This is a genomic window from Shimia thalassica (assembly GCF_001458215.1).
Classification (GTDB): domain Bacteria; phylum Pseudomonadota; class Alphaproteobacteria; order Rhodobacterales; family Rhodobacteraceae; genus Shimia; species Shimia thalassica.
The window spans coordinates 114,992-128,952 of record NZ_CYTW01000005.1; the positions used below are offsets into that span (position 1 = coordinate 114,992).

15 protein-coding genes are annotated in these 13,961 nt (G+C 56.2%); 11 read left to right on the plus strand and 4 right to left on the minus strand.

Features of this window, described 5'->3' with window-relative positions; translation table 11 throughout:
- Positions 1-135 precede the first annotated feature (135 nt).
- From pqqA to PH7735_RS17430, 9 genes are all read left to right on the plus strand, one after another.
- Positions 136-243, plus strand: a complete 108-nt coding sequence (pqqA, locus tag PH7735_RS17390) for a pyrroloquinoline quinone precursor peptide PqqA (RefSeq protein ID WP_058312698.1) — start codon at positions 136-138, stop codon at positions 241-243.
- A 23-nt stretch (positions 244-266) separates the two neighbouring features.
- Positions 267-1,154 carry a pyrroloquinoline quinone biosynthesis protein PqqB gene (pqqB, locus tag PH7735_RS17395; RefSeq protein ID WP_058312699.1) on the plus strand — a complete coding sequence of 296 codons (888 nt, stop codon included), beginning with the start codon at positions 267-269 and terminating at the stop codon, positions 1,152-1,154.
- Entirely contained in the window at positions 1,151-1,903 is a 753-nt protein-coding gene (gene pqqC / locus PH7735_RS17400; protein WP_058312700.1) for a pyrroloquinoline-quinone synthase PqqC, read from the plus strand. The genes pqqB and pqqC overlap by 4 nt, the downstream gene beginning before the upstream one ends.
- A complete protein-coding gene (gene pqqD / locus PH7735_RS17405) occupies positions 1,900-2,196 on the plus strand; it encodes a pyrroloquinoline quinone biosynthesis peptide chaperone PqqD (protein WP_058312701.1) in 297 nt (98 codons plus the stop codon). Before pqqC ends, pqqD begins: the two co-directional genes overlap by 4 nt.
- Positions 2,193-3,278: a pyrroloquinoline quinone biosynthesis protein PqqE gene (gene pqqE, locus PH7735_RS17410; RefSeq protein ID WP_058312702.1), complete on the plus strand. Its 1,086-nt coding sequence runs from the start codon at positions 2,193-2,195 to the stop codon at positions 3,276-3,278. The genes pqqD and pqqE overlap by 4 nt, the downstream gene beginning before the upstream one ends.
- A 414-nt stretch (positions 3,279-3,692) precedes the next feature.
- Positions 3,693-4,724: a type 2 periplasmic-binding domain-containing protein gene (locus tag PH7735_RS17415; protein ID WP_058312703.1), complete on the plus strand. Its 1,032-nt coding sequence runs from the start codon at positions 3,693-3,695 to the stop codon at positions 4,722-4,724.
- Between the two features lie 62 nt (positions 4,725-4,786).
- A complete protein-coding gene (locus PH7735_RS17420) occupies positions 4,787-5,410 on the plus strand; it encodes a TRAP transporter small permease subunit (protein ID WP_233488346.1) in 624 nt (207 codons plus the stop codon).
- Entirely contained in the window at positions 5,407-6,726 is a 1,320-nt protein-coding gene (locus PH7735_RS17425; RefSeq protein WP_058312705.1) for a TRAP transporter large permease, read from the plus strand. Before PH7735_RS17420 ends, PH7735_RS17425 begins: the two co-directional genes overlap by 4 nt.
- 13 nt (positions 6,727-6,739) lie before the next feature.
- Positions 6,740-7,237 (plus strand): GlcG/HbpS family heme-binding protein, encoded by a 498-nt coding sequence (locus PH7735_RS17430; RefSeq protein ID WP_058312706.1) that lies wholly within the window; start codon positions 6,740-6,742, stop codon positions 7,235-7,237.
- Here PH7735_RS17430 and PH7735_RS17435 read toward each other — a convergent pair.
- On the minus strand, positions 7,219-7,860 hold the full coding sequence (locus PH7735_RS17435) for a cupin domain-containing protein (protein ID WP_058312707.1): 642 nt from the start codon (positions 7,858-7,860) through the stop codon (positions 7,219-7,221). The genes PH7735_RS17430 and PH7735_RS17435 overlap by 19 nt on opposite strands.
- Positions 7,861-7,930: 70 nt before the next feature.
- Here PH7735_RS17435 and PH7735_RS17440 point away from each other — a divergent pair, with 70 nt between their 5' ends.
- Positions 7,931-9,352: a hypothetical protein gene (locus PH7735_RS17440; RefSeq protein WP_058312708.1), complete on the plus strand. Its 1,422-nt coding sequence runs from the start codon at positions 7,931-7,933 to the stop codon at positions 9,350-9,352.
- On the opposite strand, the gene speB is transcribed toward PH7735_RS17440, so the two are convergent.
- From speB to PH7735_RS17455, 3 genes are all read right to left on the minus strand, one after another.
- Complete coding sequence (speB, locus tag PH7735_RS17445; protein WP_058312709.1) at positions 9,349-10,296, minus strand: agmatinase; 948 nt, start codon at positions 10,294-10,296, stop codon at positions 9,349-9,351. The two genes, PH7735_RS17440 and speB, sit on opposite strands and share 4 nt — an antisense overlap.
- A 186-nt stretch (positions 10,297-10,482) precedes the next feature.
- Positions 10,483-11,958 carry an NAD-dependent succinate-semialdehyde dehydrogenase gene (locus PH7735_RS17450; RefSeq protein ID WP_058312710.1) on the minus strand — a complete coding sequence of 492 codons (1,476 nt, stop codon included), beginning with the start codon at positions 11,956-11,958 and terminating at the stop codon, positions 10,483-10,485.
- Entirely contained in the window at positions 11,959-13,236 is a 1,278-nt protein-coding gene (locus PH7735_RS17455) for a 4-aminobutyrate--2-oxoglutarate transaminase (RefSeq protein WP_058312711.1), read from the minus strand.
- A gap of 150 nt (positions 13,237-13,386) precedes the next feature.
- Between PH7735_RS17455 and PH7735_RS17460 the strand changes: the two genes are divergently transcribed.
- Positions 13,387-13,953 (plus strand): cupin domain-containing protein, encoded by a 567-nt coding sequence (locus PH7735_RS17460; protein ID WP_199535003.1) that lies wholly within the window; start codon positions 13,387-13,389, stop codon positions 13,951-13,953.
- The last annotated feature ends 8 nt before the right edge of the window (positions 13,954-13,961 follow it).

Consider the following 13,961-nt stretch of genomic DNA (forward strand, 5'->3'; position numbering starts at 1 on the left):
GCGAGAGGCTAGGTCTTTCACAGACTTGGGCCTATGCGACTATGGTCGCAAATGCGACCTACGACTAAAGGCCAATACTGTCGCGAAGGTTCGATTGCTAGTGTTTTCGGATCAACCAGCCAATGGAGGACGAAAATGGCCTGGACTGCACCCAAACTCAAAGAAGTAAACTGTGGCATGGAAATCAACATGTATGCGCCGTCGGAAGACGAAGGCCGCGACTACGAACGCGATCTGTTTTGATCGACGCAGGTTAAGGCACGGCCATGCGATTTTTGGTTCTTGGGGCTGCGGCTGGTGGTGGACTTCCGCAATGGAATTGCGGCTGTCCGAATTGCTGCGATGCCCGCAGTGGCAAGATTGAGTCTGCGACCCAATCATCGTTGGCCGTGACACTTGATGGTAAAGACTGGGCGGTTCTGAACGCATCGCCCGATATCAGGGGACAGCTGCAAAACTGTCCGCAGATGCATCCGCGCAGCTTGCGCGACACCCCCTTGGCCTCGGTCTTGATCACCAACGGGGATATTGACCACATCGCGGGGCTTTTGTCTCTGCGAGAGCAAACCCCGTTTGATCTGTTTGCGACGTCCGAAATTCTAGAAGTGCTGGCGCAAAACCGCGTCTTCGATGCGGTCTCGGCCGAAAAGGTCACACGTCGCCCGCTTCAGATCGGCAAGTCGTTTGATCTTTTGACAGGCCTTCAGGCACAGGTGTTTCCGGTTCCGGGCAAAGTTCCTTTGTTTATGGAAGGCGCAGAGGTGAAGACCGACCTTGTCGGGGAACAGACTGTGGGCGTCCGTCTGAGCGATGGGAGCAAAGTGGCATACTATATTCCCGGATGCGCCGAGGTGACCGACGATCTTTTGGTCATCTTGCAAGATGCCGATCAGGTCTTTTTTGACGGCACCCTTTGGCAAGACGACGAGATGATCCAATCAGGCACCGGCGTGAAAACCGGGCGGCGCATGGGCCATGTTTCGATGAGCGGCGATGACGGCTCGATCGCGCGCCTGCAACATCTTGGTGCCGGAAAAACCTTTATACACATCAATAACACAAACCCGGTCTGGCAGCCGGACGGCCCAGAACGGGCAATAGTATACAACAGCGGCTGGACGGTCGCGTCTGACGGGATGGAGATCGCGATATGAACGCCCACAGCCGGAATGCGACAGCGTCGCAAGATCTTGAAGCCCGGCTGATGGCCATCGGGGCCGAGCGATATCACGACAAACATCCGTTTCATCACAAGTTGCACTCGGGGCAGTGTACTCCCGATCAGGTCAGGGCATGGGTGATCAACCGCTGGGCCTATCAGGCGGCGATCCCGATGAAAGATGCCGCGTTCCTGTCGCGCTGTAGCGACCCGCAAATGCGCCGCGAATGGCGATCACGCATTGAAGATCATGATGGTGACATCGATGCAGGTGGGGGCATCCGGCGCTGGTTGAAACTGGCCGAGGCGGTGGGGCTGGACCCTGACTACGTTGCGTCGGGGCGCGGTGTTTTGCCCGCCACGCAATTCGCTGTAGATGCCTATATCCGATACGTGCGTGACATGCCGCTGCTCGAGGCGGTGGCCTCGTCATTGACCGAATTGTTTGCGCCATCCATTCATGAGCGTCGCATTGAAGGCATGTTGCAACACTATGATTTTGCGAATGCCGAAAGCATGTCCTATTTCAAGAAACGGCTGACCGAGGCCCCGAAAGACGTAAAATTCGGGTTGGCTTGGGTTCTGGATCATGCCGACACCCCGGAAAAGCAGGATGCGGCGTGCGGGGCGCTGATTTTCAAAACCAATGTTCTTTGGGCGCAACTGGATGCGCTTTGGGGGGCTTATGTCGAACCGGGGCGCATTCCGCCCGGTGCCTGGCAACCCGGCGAGGGCATGGCGTGAGCCTTGCCCTTCAGCAAGAGGACCGGCCATTCCTGCCACGCGGCGTAAGAGTGGTCGAAGATCGCGTGCGAGGCGGCAAAGTTTTGCTGGGGCCGGAAAAGGCCGTGGCTCTTGATCCCATCGGCGAAGCAATCCTGTCCCGCATTGACGGTGCCACAAGTTTTGGCGCGCTGGTCCAAGATCTGGCATCCACTTATGCCGCGCCGGAAACCCAGATTTCGCAGGATGTGCAGCGCTTTCTGGCAGGGTTGCGCGCGCGGATGTTTATTGCCGTGAAGGGCCCGAAGACATGAATGTTCCTGCGCCAATCGCGATGCTTGCCGAATTGACACATCGATGCCCTTTGGCTTGCCCCTATTGTTCAAATCCGACTGATCTTCTTGCGAAAGAAAACGAATTGGACACCGACACATGGTTGCGTGTGTTCAAACAGGCGGCAGACATGGGCGTGCTTCAGCTTCATCTGTCCGGTGGAGAACCCGCATCACGGCACGACATTGTTGACCTGATGCAAGGGGCCCATGACGATGGACTTTATACGAACCTGATCACCAGCGGCATTGGCCTGACACCGCGGCGTCTGGATGCGCTTGAGGCGGCAGGGATGGACCACATCCAATTGTCGATGCAAGGCACAACGGCGGACCTTGCCGATTGGGTCGGGGGCTATAAAGGCGGGTTTGATCGCAAGATGAAAGTGGCCGGTGACATTGCCGAACGGGGCATCCCGCTGACGCTGAATGCCGTGATGCATCGCCACAATCTGGATGATCTCGAACGCACGATTGAAATGGCTGTTGAACTGGGCGCCCGACGTCTTGAGGTGGCCTGCGTGCAATTTCATGGCTGGGCCTCGCAGAACCGGTCGCAATTGCTGCCAAGCCGCGAACAAACCGAAAGTGCCAAACGCATCGTCGCCGAAGCAGAGAAACGCCTGCGCGGTGTCATGGCCTTTGATTTTGTGCCCCCCGATTATTATGCCGACTACCCCAAGGCCTGCATGGGTGGTTGGGGCTCTGCCGGGTTGAATGTGACACCCGATGGAACGGTTTTGCCATGTCATGCGGCCCAGACCATTCCGACATTGAGCTTTGAAAATGTTAAGGACAAATCCCTGTCTGACATCTGGTACAAAAGCGAAGCTTTCAATGCTTATCGGGGGACAGACTGGTTACCTGATCCGTGTCAGACCTGTGACCGCAAAGAGATCGATTTCGGCGGGTGCCGGTGTCAGGCGCTGGCCATTGCCGGCGATGCCAATGCAACCGATCCTGTTTGCAAGCTGGCCCCGGGGCACAAACATCTGGTAGACGCCTTGGCCGAGGCACAATCTGCACAAACACCGATGATCTGGCGCAGTTTGGGACAGCGATAAGAGGTTTTGCGTTTGGGCGCCCTGCGTGTTGTCCAAGGGCAAACTCACGATTTCTCCACGAGAATCCCGAGTGGCGCAGCGCAGATCAAGCGGTGAGGCTGTTCGTCATCGATAGCCTGTATGACACGCGCCAAACCTAAAGATTCAAAGCGTAAGTTGTCTCAATGGGTTCCGCAGAGCCGTTGAACGCCCTCTCGAAATTTTAACGTATTGAAAGCGAATGGATAAATTCGACTAGCTTAGCGCGCTTGGCGCAATGCTGGCTGTCTTCCCTATGCCTGCAGGAAATGTAAGCGGCCACCCCTGAACGAAATATATAGACACAAGGGGAAAAATGTCGATAAAATCGATTTTTATAACAATTGGGTGAAAAAGTATCGAATTAATTCGAGCCCCACCCACAGGGAGGAACCAATGAAACGACGCTCAACATTAATAAATACGCTTCTTGCGGCATCTATGCTGGCCGGTACGGCGGCGACGGCTGCCGAAATCGAAGGCCCCAAGGTATTCTGGAAGATTTCCATGTGGGGGAACCCTCGTGCGCTATCTGCAGGTATGGAAGAAATGGCCAAGAATGCAGCCGAAGCGACAGGCGGCAATTTCCAGATCAAAATCTTTTACGGCGGCCAGTTGTCTGGTGCGCGTGAAAACCTTGATGGCTTGAAGCTGAACGCTTTTGAGGGCGCCGCGATTTGCAATTTCTATCACCCCGGCAAAAATCCGGCCTGGATGGTGTTCTCGCTGCCTTTCCTGCCTCTGGGCGATCCCGCTGTAGACCGTCATGTGCGCTCTAAACTGTTTGAGCACCCTGCATTGATTGCGGATATGGAGCGTTGGAACGCCATTCCATATGTGTCTGGACTTTTGCCGCAATACGAAATCCTTGGGAAAGGCAAAGCGCCAAATGATCTGAGCGATTGGGCAGGCATGCGCGTGCGTGCAGGCGGTGGCCTTGGGTCGGCTCTGGAAAAACTGGGGGCAGTGAAACAGACCTTGCCCGCAGGTGAAACCTCAACCGCCTTCCAGCGTGGTGCCTTGGATGCTGCGGCCTTCCCGTTCACTTATGCCCATGTGTCGTTCAAGATCAGTGATGAGGCCGATTGGTATACAACAAACCTGACCCCCGGCACGTCCGAGTGTGGTTGGCTGTTTAACAAGACCGCCTATGAAGCGTTGCCACCGCAGTATCAGGAATTCCTGATGAGCCAGCGCGAAACCATTATGGAAACAACGCAGGCAGCCTATGCCGAACAGGACAAAAAGAACCTGCCGGTGTTTCAGGAAACAATGGCGCAGGTCACCTATTCTGACGAGCAGCTTGCAGAATTCCGTGAAGTGGCAGGCAAGCCGGTCTGGGATGAATGGATCGCGGCAAACAGCGACAAGTTCGACGCCCAAGGTCTTTTTGACGCTGTCTGGTCCTACGCCGAAGAAGCCAAGTAAGGCAGACAAACCAAATGACTGGCCCCGATTGGGGCCGGTCTCTGCAAACGACGGAATATGTTGTGCAAGATACCTCCCATCCGAAATCATTGTTGTCCCGATTTGATCGCATGCTGATGCCGTTCGAAGATGTGGCCAATTTCCTTGCGGCCACTGCGATCTTTATGCTGATGGTTCTGGGCGTCCTGCAGATCGGGCTGCGCTCTATCTTTAACGCGCCCATCACGGGCTATATCGATCTGGTCGAACTTTCGATGGCGAGCATGGCCTTTTTGGGCGCGGCGTATTGCCAAAGGCTAGGCGCGCACATTCGGATGGAGCTGCTGGTGGGGCGCCTTCACGGGCGCACGCTTTGGGCGGCTGAAATTTTTGGAACACTGGTCGCGCTGTTCATCATCGGTGTGTTGATCTGGTACAGCAGCGGGCACTTCTATCGTTCCTTCACATTGGGCGATACGACGATTGATGCAGAGTTTCCTGTTTGGCCTTCCAAACTTCTGGTTCCCATCGCGTTTTCCCTCTGGTTTCTGAGATTGCTCGCACAGCTGTGGGGGGCGATCCGGCTTTTCCTTGATCCGTCTCTGGCACCTGTCGCCGTGGTGACCGCCAAAGCCGTGGCCGAACAGGCTCAGGATGAAATTCACGAAGTAATGGGCGATGACGCCGCATCGGAGAACAAGCAATGATCTTTGGTATCGGCTTTTCCGACCCGTTTCTGGTTGGCATTATCGCACTCGTTTTGCTGCTGGCGCTGACGTTCGCCGGCGTGCGGGTTGTCTTTTCAGCCTCGGTTGTGGGGTTGATCGGCCTTGTCGAGCTTTTGGGCTGGGGACCGGCGGCGGGTATCGTCGGCACCATTCCGCATGCCAAATCCTCGACCTACGCGTTGAGCGTTCTGCCGATGTTTATTTTCATCGGATTTCTGGCGTTTCACGCTGGCATGACGCAGCAACTCTTTGATGCCGCGCGTAAATGGTTTGGGTGGGTGCCGGGCGGTCTTGCGGTGGCAACCGTCTTTGCGACCGCTGGTTTCGCCGCCGTTTCGGGTGCATCCACAGCGACCTCTGCCGTCTTCTCGCGCGTCGCAATTCCCGAGATGCTCAAATACGGCTATGACAAGAAACTGGCCGCAGGGGTTGTTGCTGCCGGTGGGACGCTCGCCACCTTGATCCCGCCCTCGGCCATCATTGTGATCTACGCCATCATCGTCGAAGAATCTGTTGGCAAGCTGTTGCTGGCAGGGTTCCTGCCCGGTGCCGTATCCGCCTTGATTTACGCGGGCATCATTATTGTCTGGGCGATGATCCGTCCGCACGAAGCGCCGTCTGTCTCAGGCTATACATGGAAGGACCGGATTCAATCCCTTCCAGGTGTGTCCCCCATTTTCATCGTGATCGTTATCATCATCTCGGCGATCTATGGCGGGTGGGCGACCCCAACCGAGGCAGGCGCGCTGGGCGCGGCTGTTGTGTTTGTCGTGGCACTTTTGCGCGGGGCATCGTTCAAGGCGATCAGCGGATCATTGATGGAGTCTGCAAAGCTGACGGTGATGATATTCTCATTGATCTGGGGCGTGTTGATCTTTGTCCGCTTCCTTGGGTTTTCCGGCCTTCCCGAAGCCTTTACGGCGTGGATCCTCGAGCTTGATATGCCGCCGATGGTTATCATGATCTGTATCTTGCTTGCCTATGCGGTGCTCGGCATGTTCATGGATGCGATCGGGATGCTGCTTTTGACACTTCCTGTCGTTTATCCGGCGGTAATCGCATTGGGATTTGATTCAATCTGGTTTGGCATCATCGTGGTCAAAATGGCCGAAGTGTGCCTGATCACCCCTCCAATCGGTCTGAACTGTTTTGTTGTGAATGGCGTGCGTCCGGATATCTCGTTGGGGCAAGTGTTTCGCGGGATCGCCCTGTTCTTTATCGCGGATGTAATTACCATTGCCGTCTTGCTCGCCTTCCCAGAGATTGTGACTTGGCTGCCTAATCTTCTTTCTTGAACCAGAGGTCCCCATGCGTCTTCAAACCAGTCTGTCCCTGCATCACGCCTCTGTTATCGTGGATGAAGCGTTGCGGTTGGGGCGCGAAGAAAACCTGTTGCCGCTGACCGTTGTTGTCTTGGATGCTGGCGGGAAACTGATTGCGGTCAAAAGCGAAGATGGCTCTGGGATCATCCGGTTCGACGTGGCCTTTGGCAAGGCGTGGGGGGCGCTGGGTATGGGAATTTCCAGCCGTCTGATCCGGGATCGCCTTGCCAGCAGACCAACCTTTCAGGCGGCGCTGGCCACGGCTTCGGACGGTCGCTTGATACCGGTTCCGGGGGGCGTGCTGGTGCGCGACGAACAAGCGTTCACCATTGGCGCCGTCGGGATCAGTGGAGATACATCCGACAAAGACGAATACTGCGCGATCGAAGCAATCCGCCACGCGGGCCTGTTTTCCGAGCCGGAAGAGCCTGCAGAAGGCTGGCGCGAGTCATCGCTGTCCGGCACTTATCCCGGCGAGAGATAGGCCAGTTCGTCAATATGGCGTTGTGTGACCTGTTTGCGCGGCAGCTGTGCTTCGGCTTCGTCCAGAATGCGTATTGTCGGCTGCCCCACATAAGCGGCGGGCAATACCATGAACCGCACAAAGCTGGTTTGTGAATGGGTTGTGCTGGCCTCTGCGCGCACTGGTGAATTGGCCGCCTCGAACCATGCGCTTCCTACCTTAGCGGTGTCTTGGTGGGTGTCTGCGATAACGCGCAGTTCGCCGTTCACAAGAAACCGGATGCCATCCCCCGGATGCACATGCCGATAGGCCGCCGCACCAGTGGGAAAGGTCACCTGATCCAAGCGCAGCAGGCAGGCCGCATTTTCGGGTTGGGCCGGCAAGGCAATTTTTGACGCCAGCAACGCCCCGTCCACGGGCGCATCGCGCGTGATGTCGAACCGTATCCAATCCGTTGCTTTTGGGCCGGAAAATGAAATCTGCTCCTCGTTCTTAAGAAGAATTCCCTCATTGCGTCGGGCATGCCGTTGACCGACACTGGCCTCGCCTTTGGAAAACCAAAAACCGCTAAACAACGCATCACAGTGATGTTGCGATCCCGCAGCGTTATGACCTTTGGTCACTGACATAAACAAATCTGACATTTGGGCCTCGAAAAAACCTACTTATCTATCTACTGTATTAAAAAATCGACAAATCTGAAAGGTCCAGAACGTGTCGGAGTCAATTTCATTTTCTGCGTTACCCAGACGCACCAGATGGCTGGCGCTGGCTCTGTTTGTCTTGATGATCGCCGAGATCTTTCGTTTGGTTTTTGCCTCGTCCGAAGCATTTGAAAGCCTCTTAACTGCTGTACTGTGGTTTGCGCGCGGGTGGTTTGTCTTTGTTTGTATTCTGGGGCTGCCGGTATGTTCGGTGCGCGAAAAATCGTTGATGGGGCTGGCGGCTGTTCTGACGATTGCCTTGGTGCGGCACCCGAATGCTGATGAAATTATCGGGTCTGCCCTCGGGCTTGCCGCATTTATCGGTGTTTTCATTGCCGTCTTAACCAGCATGAAAGAAGCCGCTGCCAGATCACGGGCGATTGTGGATGTTGGCATCTATCTGACAACCCAGCCTGCGCAAAAGCGGTTTTTATCCGTCGCCTTGGGAACCCATGTCTTGGGAGCTTTTTTGAACTTTGGCGCGCCCGGCCTGATGGCGCCTCTGGTGCAAAAAGGCGCGCAACATTCCATTTCGGAACCGGTGAAAGTGACAGAGCAACGCCAGATGTCGGCGCTGATCAGAGGGTTTTCGTGGATTTTGTTGTGGGCACCCACCACCTTGACCCAAGCTGTCCTGCTCGGGCTTTTCGTCGAGGTGGATTATGCGTTTCTTGTGTGCTTGGGGCTGTGTACCGCAGCGGTAATGATCTTGCTGGGTCTTTTGATGGACCGCCACGATTGGGGGCGTCCCGTTGCACGACCAGAGCGCATTATGCCCGAGCGCCCATCGCAAGCGATCAGAGTGGTCAGTTTGATTTGCACAGGACTGTTTGCGGCCACCTATGCGCTCAAGTTTGCCGCTGGTTTCACGGTGGCAGAATCACTGGTCATCACAGCCCCGAGTGCAACCGTGCTTTGGCTGCTGGCGCAGCAAAAGACCAAACCCTTTAAGGAAGGGATGCAAACCACAGTGGGTATTCTGACGGGCGCCGCCCCCTCTTTGCTGCGCAGTGCGATTGCGCTGGGTCTGTCGGGGTATATCGGGCGCGTGAGTATTTATCTGTTACCGGTCGAAGACATTGCTGCGTGGATCGAGACCGCGTCTTTCTCGCCCTTTGTGTTTTATTGCGCCGTGCCCGTCATTATTACGATTGGCGGTCAGATTGCGCTTAGCCCGATTATCTTTGTGGTGTTCCTCGGGGGGCTTTTGTCCGAACTGCCCGGGCTTGACGTTGACCCCACGCTCGCCGTGTTTTCGCTGAGTTTCGGATGGGCGCTCAGCATGGCGGCCTCTCCGAATGCAACGGCGACTTTGGTCATTTCCGCAGTCAGCAATATTCCCCCAACGACCCTCACCTGGAAGTGGAACGGGCGATATGCGATTTTGTGCTATGGGGTTTTTGTGGCGTTGGTCTTTGCCCTGACCCGCTAGCTGCGTGCCTTGACGCCCGGCAACACGCACAGCATTTCGAACAGAATATTTGCTGCAAGGTTTGCGGTCGCGCCGGTCTGGTCATAGGGCGGCGACACCTCGACAAGATCACAGCCGACGATGTTCAATCCGGCCAAGCCACGGATCAATTCGATCCCTTGGTGTGACGTCAAACCGCCCGGTTCAGTTGTGCCTGTGCCGGGGGCATAGGCAGGGTCGAAGCTGTCGATGTCGAAGGTCACATAGACGGGGCCGTTACCCATCTGTTCGCGCACTTCCTTCATCAAGGGGGCGAGAGACTTGTACCAGATTTCTTCGGCCTGCACGACGCGCCAGCCTTGTTCGCGGGGCCAGTCGAAATCGCCAGCCTCGTACCCTGTGGCGCGCAAACCGATCTGGCAAACGCGGGCCGGATCAAGAAGCATGTCTTCATGGCTGCGGCGGAAGGGCGTGCCGTGGGCGATTTTTTCGCCAAACATCAGGTCGTTGATATCCGCATGCGCGTCGACGTGGATCAAGCCCACGGGGCCGTGTTTCTTGGCAATCGCCTTGAGAACTGGATAGCTGAGGGTGTGATCCCCGCCCAACGTCAGAGGAATGACGTCATGCTGCAAAATCTCGTCATATGCGTCTTCGATAATTTTGACAGACTGTTTGAGGTCAAAGGTATCAATCGCGATATCCCCGATATCCGCGATCTGAAGAGAATCAAACGGCGACACCTTGGTCCACATATTATAAGGGCGGATCATCGCACTTTCGGCGCGGATCTGCCGTGGTCCGAAACGTGTTCCTGACCGGTGGGATGTCCCGATATCCATCGGAATCCCGACAAAGCACGCATCCAGCCCCTCGGGTGACGTCTGATAGGGCAGGCGCATCATCGTGGGCAGCCCGCCAAAGCGTGGCATTTCGTTTCCACCAAGGGGTTGATTAAAAGCCATGTTGTGTCTCCGCCAAAAGGGATGCTGTGCCCGAATATCTGTACCCAAATCCCGACAAAGTGCCAGAGGTTTAGCGCACGGCAAGTCCGCTATCGCCTGTGCTGTTTGGGGCTTTGTCAGAATGACATGCAAAAGGGCGGCTGTTGTATAGACAGCCGCCCCTTAAAAATCTCTACGCAAACTGGGTTAGTTGATTTCGCCCATGCACAGGTATTTCATCTCGAGGAAGTCTTCGGTTCCGTATTTGGATCCTTCACGGCCAAGACCCGACTGTTTGATACCGCCGAAAGGGGCGACCTCGGTCGAGATGAGGCCTGTGTTGATGCCGACCATGCCGGATTCCAGAGCCTCTGCCACACGCCAGACACGTGAAAGATCACGGCTATAGAAATACGAGGCCAAACCGAACTCGCTGTCATTTGCCATTGCAACAACGTCGGCTTCATCTTCGAACTTGAACAGGGGGGCAACCGGACCAAAGGTTTCTTCCTTGGCAACCTTCATCTTGCGGGTCACACCGGTCAGAACCGTTGGCTGAAAGAAGGTTCCCCCGAGGTTCGAACGCGTGCCGCCCTCGACAATTGTGGCGCCTTTTTCAACAGCATCAGCGATGTGGTCTTCGACTTTGGCCACGGCGGCCTCGTTGATCAGAGGGCCGGTTGTGATGCCATCGGCAAACCCGTCGCCGATGCTCAGGCTGGCGACCTTGGCTTTGAGCTTGGCTGCAAATTCATCATACACGCCGGCCTGCACATAGATGCGGTTGGCGCAAACGCAGGTCTGGCCGTTGTTGCGATATTTGGCGATCATCGCGCCTTCGACGGCGGCATCGATATCGGCGTCGTCAAACACGAGGAACGGCGCGTTGCCGCCCAGTTCCAGCGACATTTTCTTGATCGTATCGGAACACTGGCTCATCAGGATTTTGCCAACGCGGGTTGATCCGGTGAAGGTGATCTTGGCGACCTTTTCATTTGCGCAAAGCTCTTGGCCGATCCCGGCAGAATCCGACGACGGGATCACATTGAGGACCCCGGCGGGGATGCCTGCGCGTTCGCCAAGCACCGCCATGGCCAGTGCCGACAACGGGGTCAGTTCGGCGGGGCGCGCCACAAAAGTACACCCGACAGCAAGGGCAGGCGCCACTTTGCGTGCGATCATCGCGTTGGGGAAATTCCATGGCGTGATCGATCCGACAACGCCGATGGGCTGTTTCAGAACAACGATGCGCTTGTCACGCTGGTGTCCGGGGATGACGTCGCCGTAGACGCGTTTGGCTTCTTCCGCGAACCATTCGATGAACGACGCCCCATAGATGATCTCGCCACGGGCTTCGGCCCAGGGTTTGCCCATCTCAGCGGTCAAAATCGTGGCCAGATCATCGGCGTTCTCAACCATGAGATCGAACCATTTGCGCAAAACGCCTGCGCGCTCTTTGCCGGTCCAAGAGGCCCAGTCGGCCTTGGCTGCATAGGCGGCATCAATCGCGGCTGATGTGTCTTCGACCGAGAGGTCGGACACATTGGCGATAAGATCACCCGTAGCAGGGTTATAGACGGGAAAGGTTGCATCCTTTTCGATCCACACGCCATTCACATAGGCGCGTGTTTCGAGAAGCGAGTCATCTTTCAGCGAGAGTTTTGTCACTTGAGTATCCAGCATTTAGTGGCCTTTCACGGCGTCGATGGACGCTTCCAGGATGTCCATAGCTTCGGTAAAAATGTCGTCCTGCACGGTTAGGGGGGCAAGGAAACGGATCACATTGCCATAGACACCGCAGGTCAGCAGAACCAGGCCGCGCGACAAGGCTTCGGCGCGGACGGCATTTGCCATTTCGGGGTTGGGGGCACTGCCATCAGCAGTGTTGAGTTCGGCGGCAATCATGAAACCGGGGCCGCGAATGTCGACGATTTCTGGGGTGCGTTCGCGGATGGATTCCAGACGTTGCTTCAGGCGCGAGCCGAGTTCGTTCGCGCGGTTGCACAGGTCTTCTTCCTCGATCACGTCAAGAACGGCGTTGGCTGCCGCGATCCCAAGAGGGTTGCCGCCATAGGTGCCACCCAACCCGCCGGGGGCGGCTGCGTCCATGATGTCGGCGCGGCCGGTCACCGCCGCGAGGGGGAGGCCACCGGCCAGACCTTTGGCCATGGTCGTGATATCGGCACAAACGTCATAGCCGTCCATGGCGAACAGGTTTCCGGTACGGGCAAAGCCGGTCTGAACCTCATCCGCGACCATGATGATGCCATGTTCATCACACAGGGCACGCAGGCCGCGCATCAACTCGGCCGGTGCAGGATAAAATCCGCCTTCACCCTGCACAGGTTCGATGATGATGGCCGCAACCCGCTCGGGGTCGAGATCGGATTTGAACAGTTTGGTGATCGCGCCCAGTGCATCCTCGGTCGAGGTGCCGTGCAGATCAATCGGGAAGGGCACGTGATAGACATCAGGCATCATCGCGCCAAAACCTTTTTTATATGGCGCAACCTTGCCCGTCAGGGTCATGCCCATAAAGGTACGGCCATGAAAGGCACCGCCAAAGGCAATCACGGCGGGGCGGTTCGTTGCGGCGCGCGCGATTTTCACGGCATTCTCAACGGCTTCCGCACCTGTGGTGACAAAAATGGTTTTCTTTTCAAAGTCGCCGGGCACTTTTTCGTTCAGGCGCTCGGCCAGACGAATATAGTTCGCGTATGGCATCACCTGATGGCAGGTATGGGTAAAGCTGGCGGCTTGTTTCTGGACCGCGTCCAGAATTTTCGGGTGGCAATGTCCGGTGTTTACAACGGCAATACCCGCCGCAAAATCAATATAGCGATTGCCTTCGACGTCCCAGACTTCCGAGTTCAGGGCGCGTTCGGCATACACTTGGGTCTGCATTCCGACACCGCGCGCAACGGCGGTGTCGCGTCGATTGGAGAGTTCTGCGTTAGACATGGTGTGTCCTTTCCAAGAGGCGGACTCACCGAGCCCGATTGTGATCGGGTGACTGTACATCGTTTGATAATGCCCAATAAGTCTATTTCTTGTTTACGGTAATGCATTGAAATATAAGGTATCGGAATTGCAGTGTTGAAAGTAATGAACATGCCAAACATTGATCAGGATGCCTTGGAGGTGGGGCTAAGGCTGCGCGCCTTGCGGGAAGGGGCCGGGTTGTCACAACGGGCCCTGGCCAAACAGGCGGGGGTCACCAACTCTACCATTTCTTTGATTGAGGCTGGTAAAGTGAACCCGTCTGTCGGCGCCCTGAAGCGAATTCTCGAGGGCATTCCTATCGGGTTATCTGACTTTTTCGCCTATGAACCGGATGGTGAGAAAACGGTATTTTATGCCGCCGAGGATTTGACCGAGATCGGCAAGGGCAGCTTGTCCCTGAAACAGGTGGGCGCGAACCTCTATGGCCGCGCGATGATGATCCTGTTGGAAACCTATGATCTTGGGGCCGATACGGGGCGTGTCATGTACGGCCATGACGCCGAAGAAGGCGGGATCGTGGTGTCCGGTCGCGTAGAGGTGACGGTGGGCGAGGAACGCAAAGTGCTCGGGGTGGGGGACGCCTACTATTTTGATAGTCGAACGCCCCATCGTTTTCGGCAGGTTGGTCCTGAAAAATGTGTCGTGGTCAGCGCCTGCACGCCGCCGACATTCTAAGGTGTTGC

What these genes read in the sequence shown, in the direction of transcription:
- PH7735_RS17435 (WP_058312707.1), bottom strand. Translation starts at nt 7,860, where the DNA reads ATGTCAGATTTGTTTATGTCAGTGACCAAAGGTCATAACGCTGCGGGA.
- PH7735_RS17415 (WP_058312703.1), top strand. Translation starts at nt 3,693, where the DNA reads ATGAAACGACGCTCAACATTAATAAATACGCTTCTTGCGGCATCTATG.
- PH7735_RS17455 (WP_058312711.1), bottom strand. Translation starts at nt 13,236, where the DNA reads ATGTCTAACGCAGAACTCTCCAATCGACGCGACACCGCCGTTGCGCGC.
- pqqE (WP_058312702.1), top strand. Translation starts at nt 2,193, where the DNA reads ATGAATGTTCCTGCGCCAATCGCGATGCTTGCCGAATTGACACATCGA.
- speB (WP_058312709.1), bottom strand. Translation starts at nt 10,296, where the DNA reads ATGGCTTTTAATCAACCCCTTGGTGGAAACGAAATGCCACGCTTTGGC.
- PH7735_RS17430 (WP_058312706.1), top strand. Translation starts at nt 6,740, where the DNA reads ATGCGTCTTCAAACCAGTCTGTCCCTGCATCACGCCTCTGTTATCGTG.
- pqqA (WP_058312698.1), top strand. Translation starts at nt 136, where the DNA reads ATGGCCTGGACTGCACCCAAACTCAAAGAAGTAAACTGTGGCATGGAA.
- pqqC (WP_058312700.1), top strand. Translation starts at nt 1,151, where the DNA reads ATGAACGCCCACAGCCGGAATGCGACAGCGTCGCAAGATCTTGAAGCC.
- PH7735_RS17460 (WP_199535003.1), top strand. Translation starts at nt 13,387, where the DNA reads ATGCCAAACATTGATCAGGATGCCTTGGAGGTGGGGCTAAGGCTGCGC.
- PH7735_RS17425 (WP_058312705.1), top strand. Translation starts at nt 5,407, where the DNA reads ATGATCTTTGGTATCGGCTTTTCCGACCCGTTTCTGGTTGGCATTATC.
- pqqB (WP_058312699.1), top strand. Translation starts at nt 267, where the DNA reads ATGCGATTTTTGGTTCTTGGGGCTGCGGCTGGTGGTGGACTTCCGCAA.
- PH7735_RS17450 (WP_058312710.1), bottom strand. Translation starts at nt 11,958, where the DNA reads ATGCTGGATACTCAAGTGACAAAACTCTCGCTGAAAGATGACTCGCTT.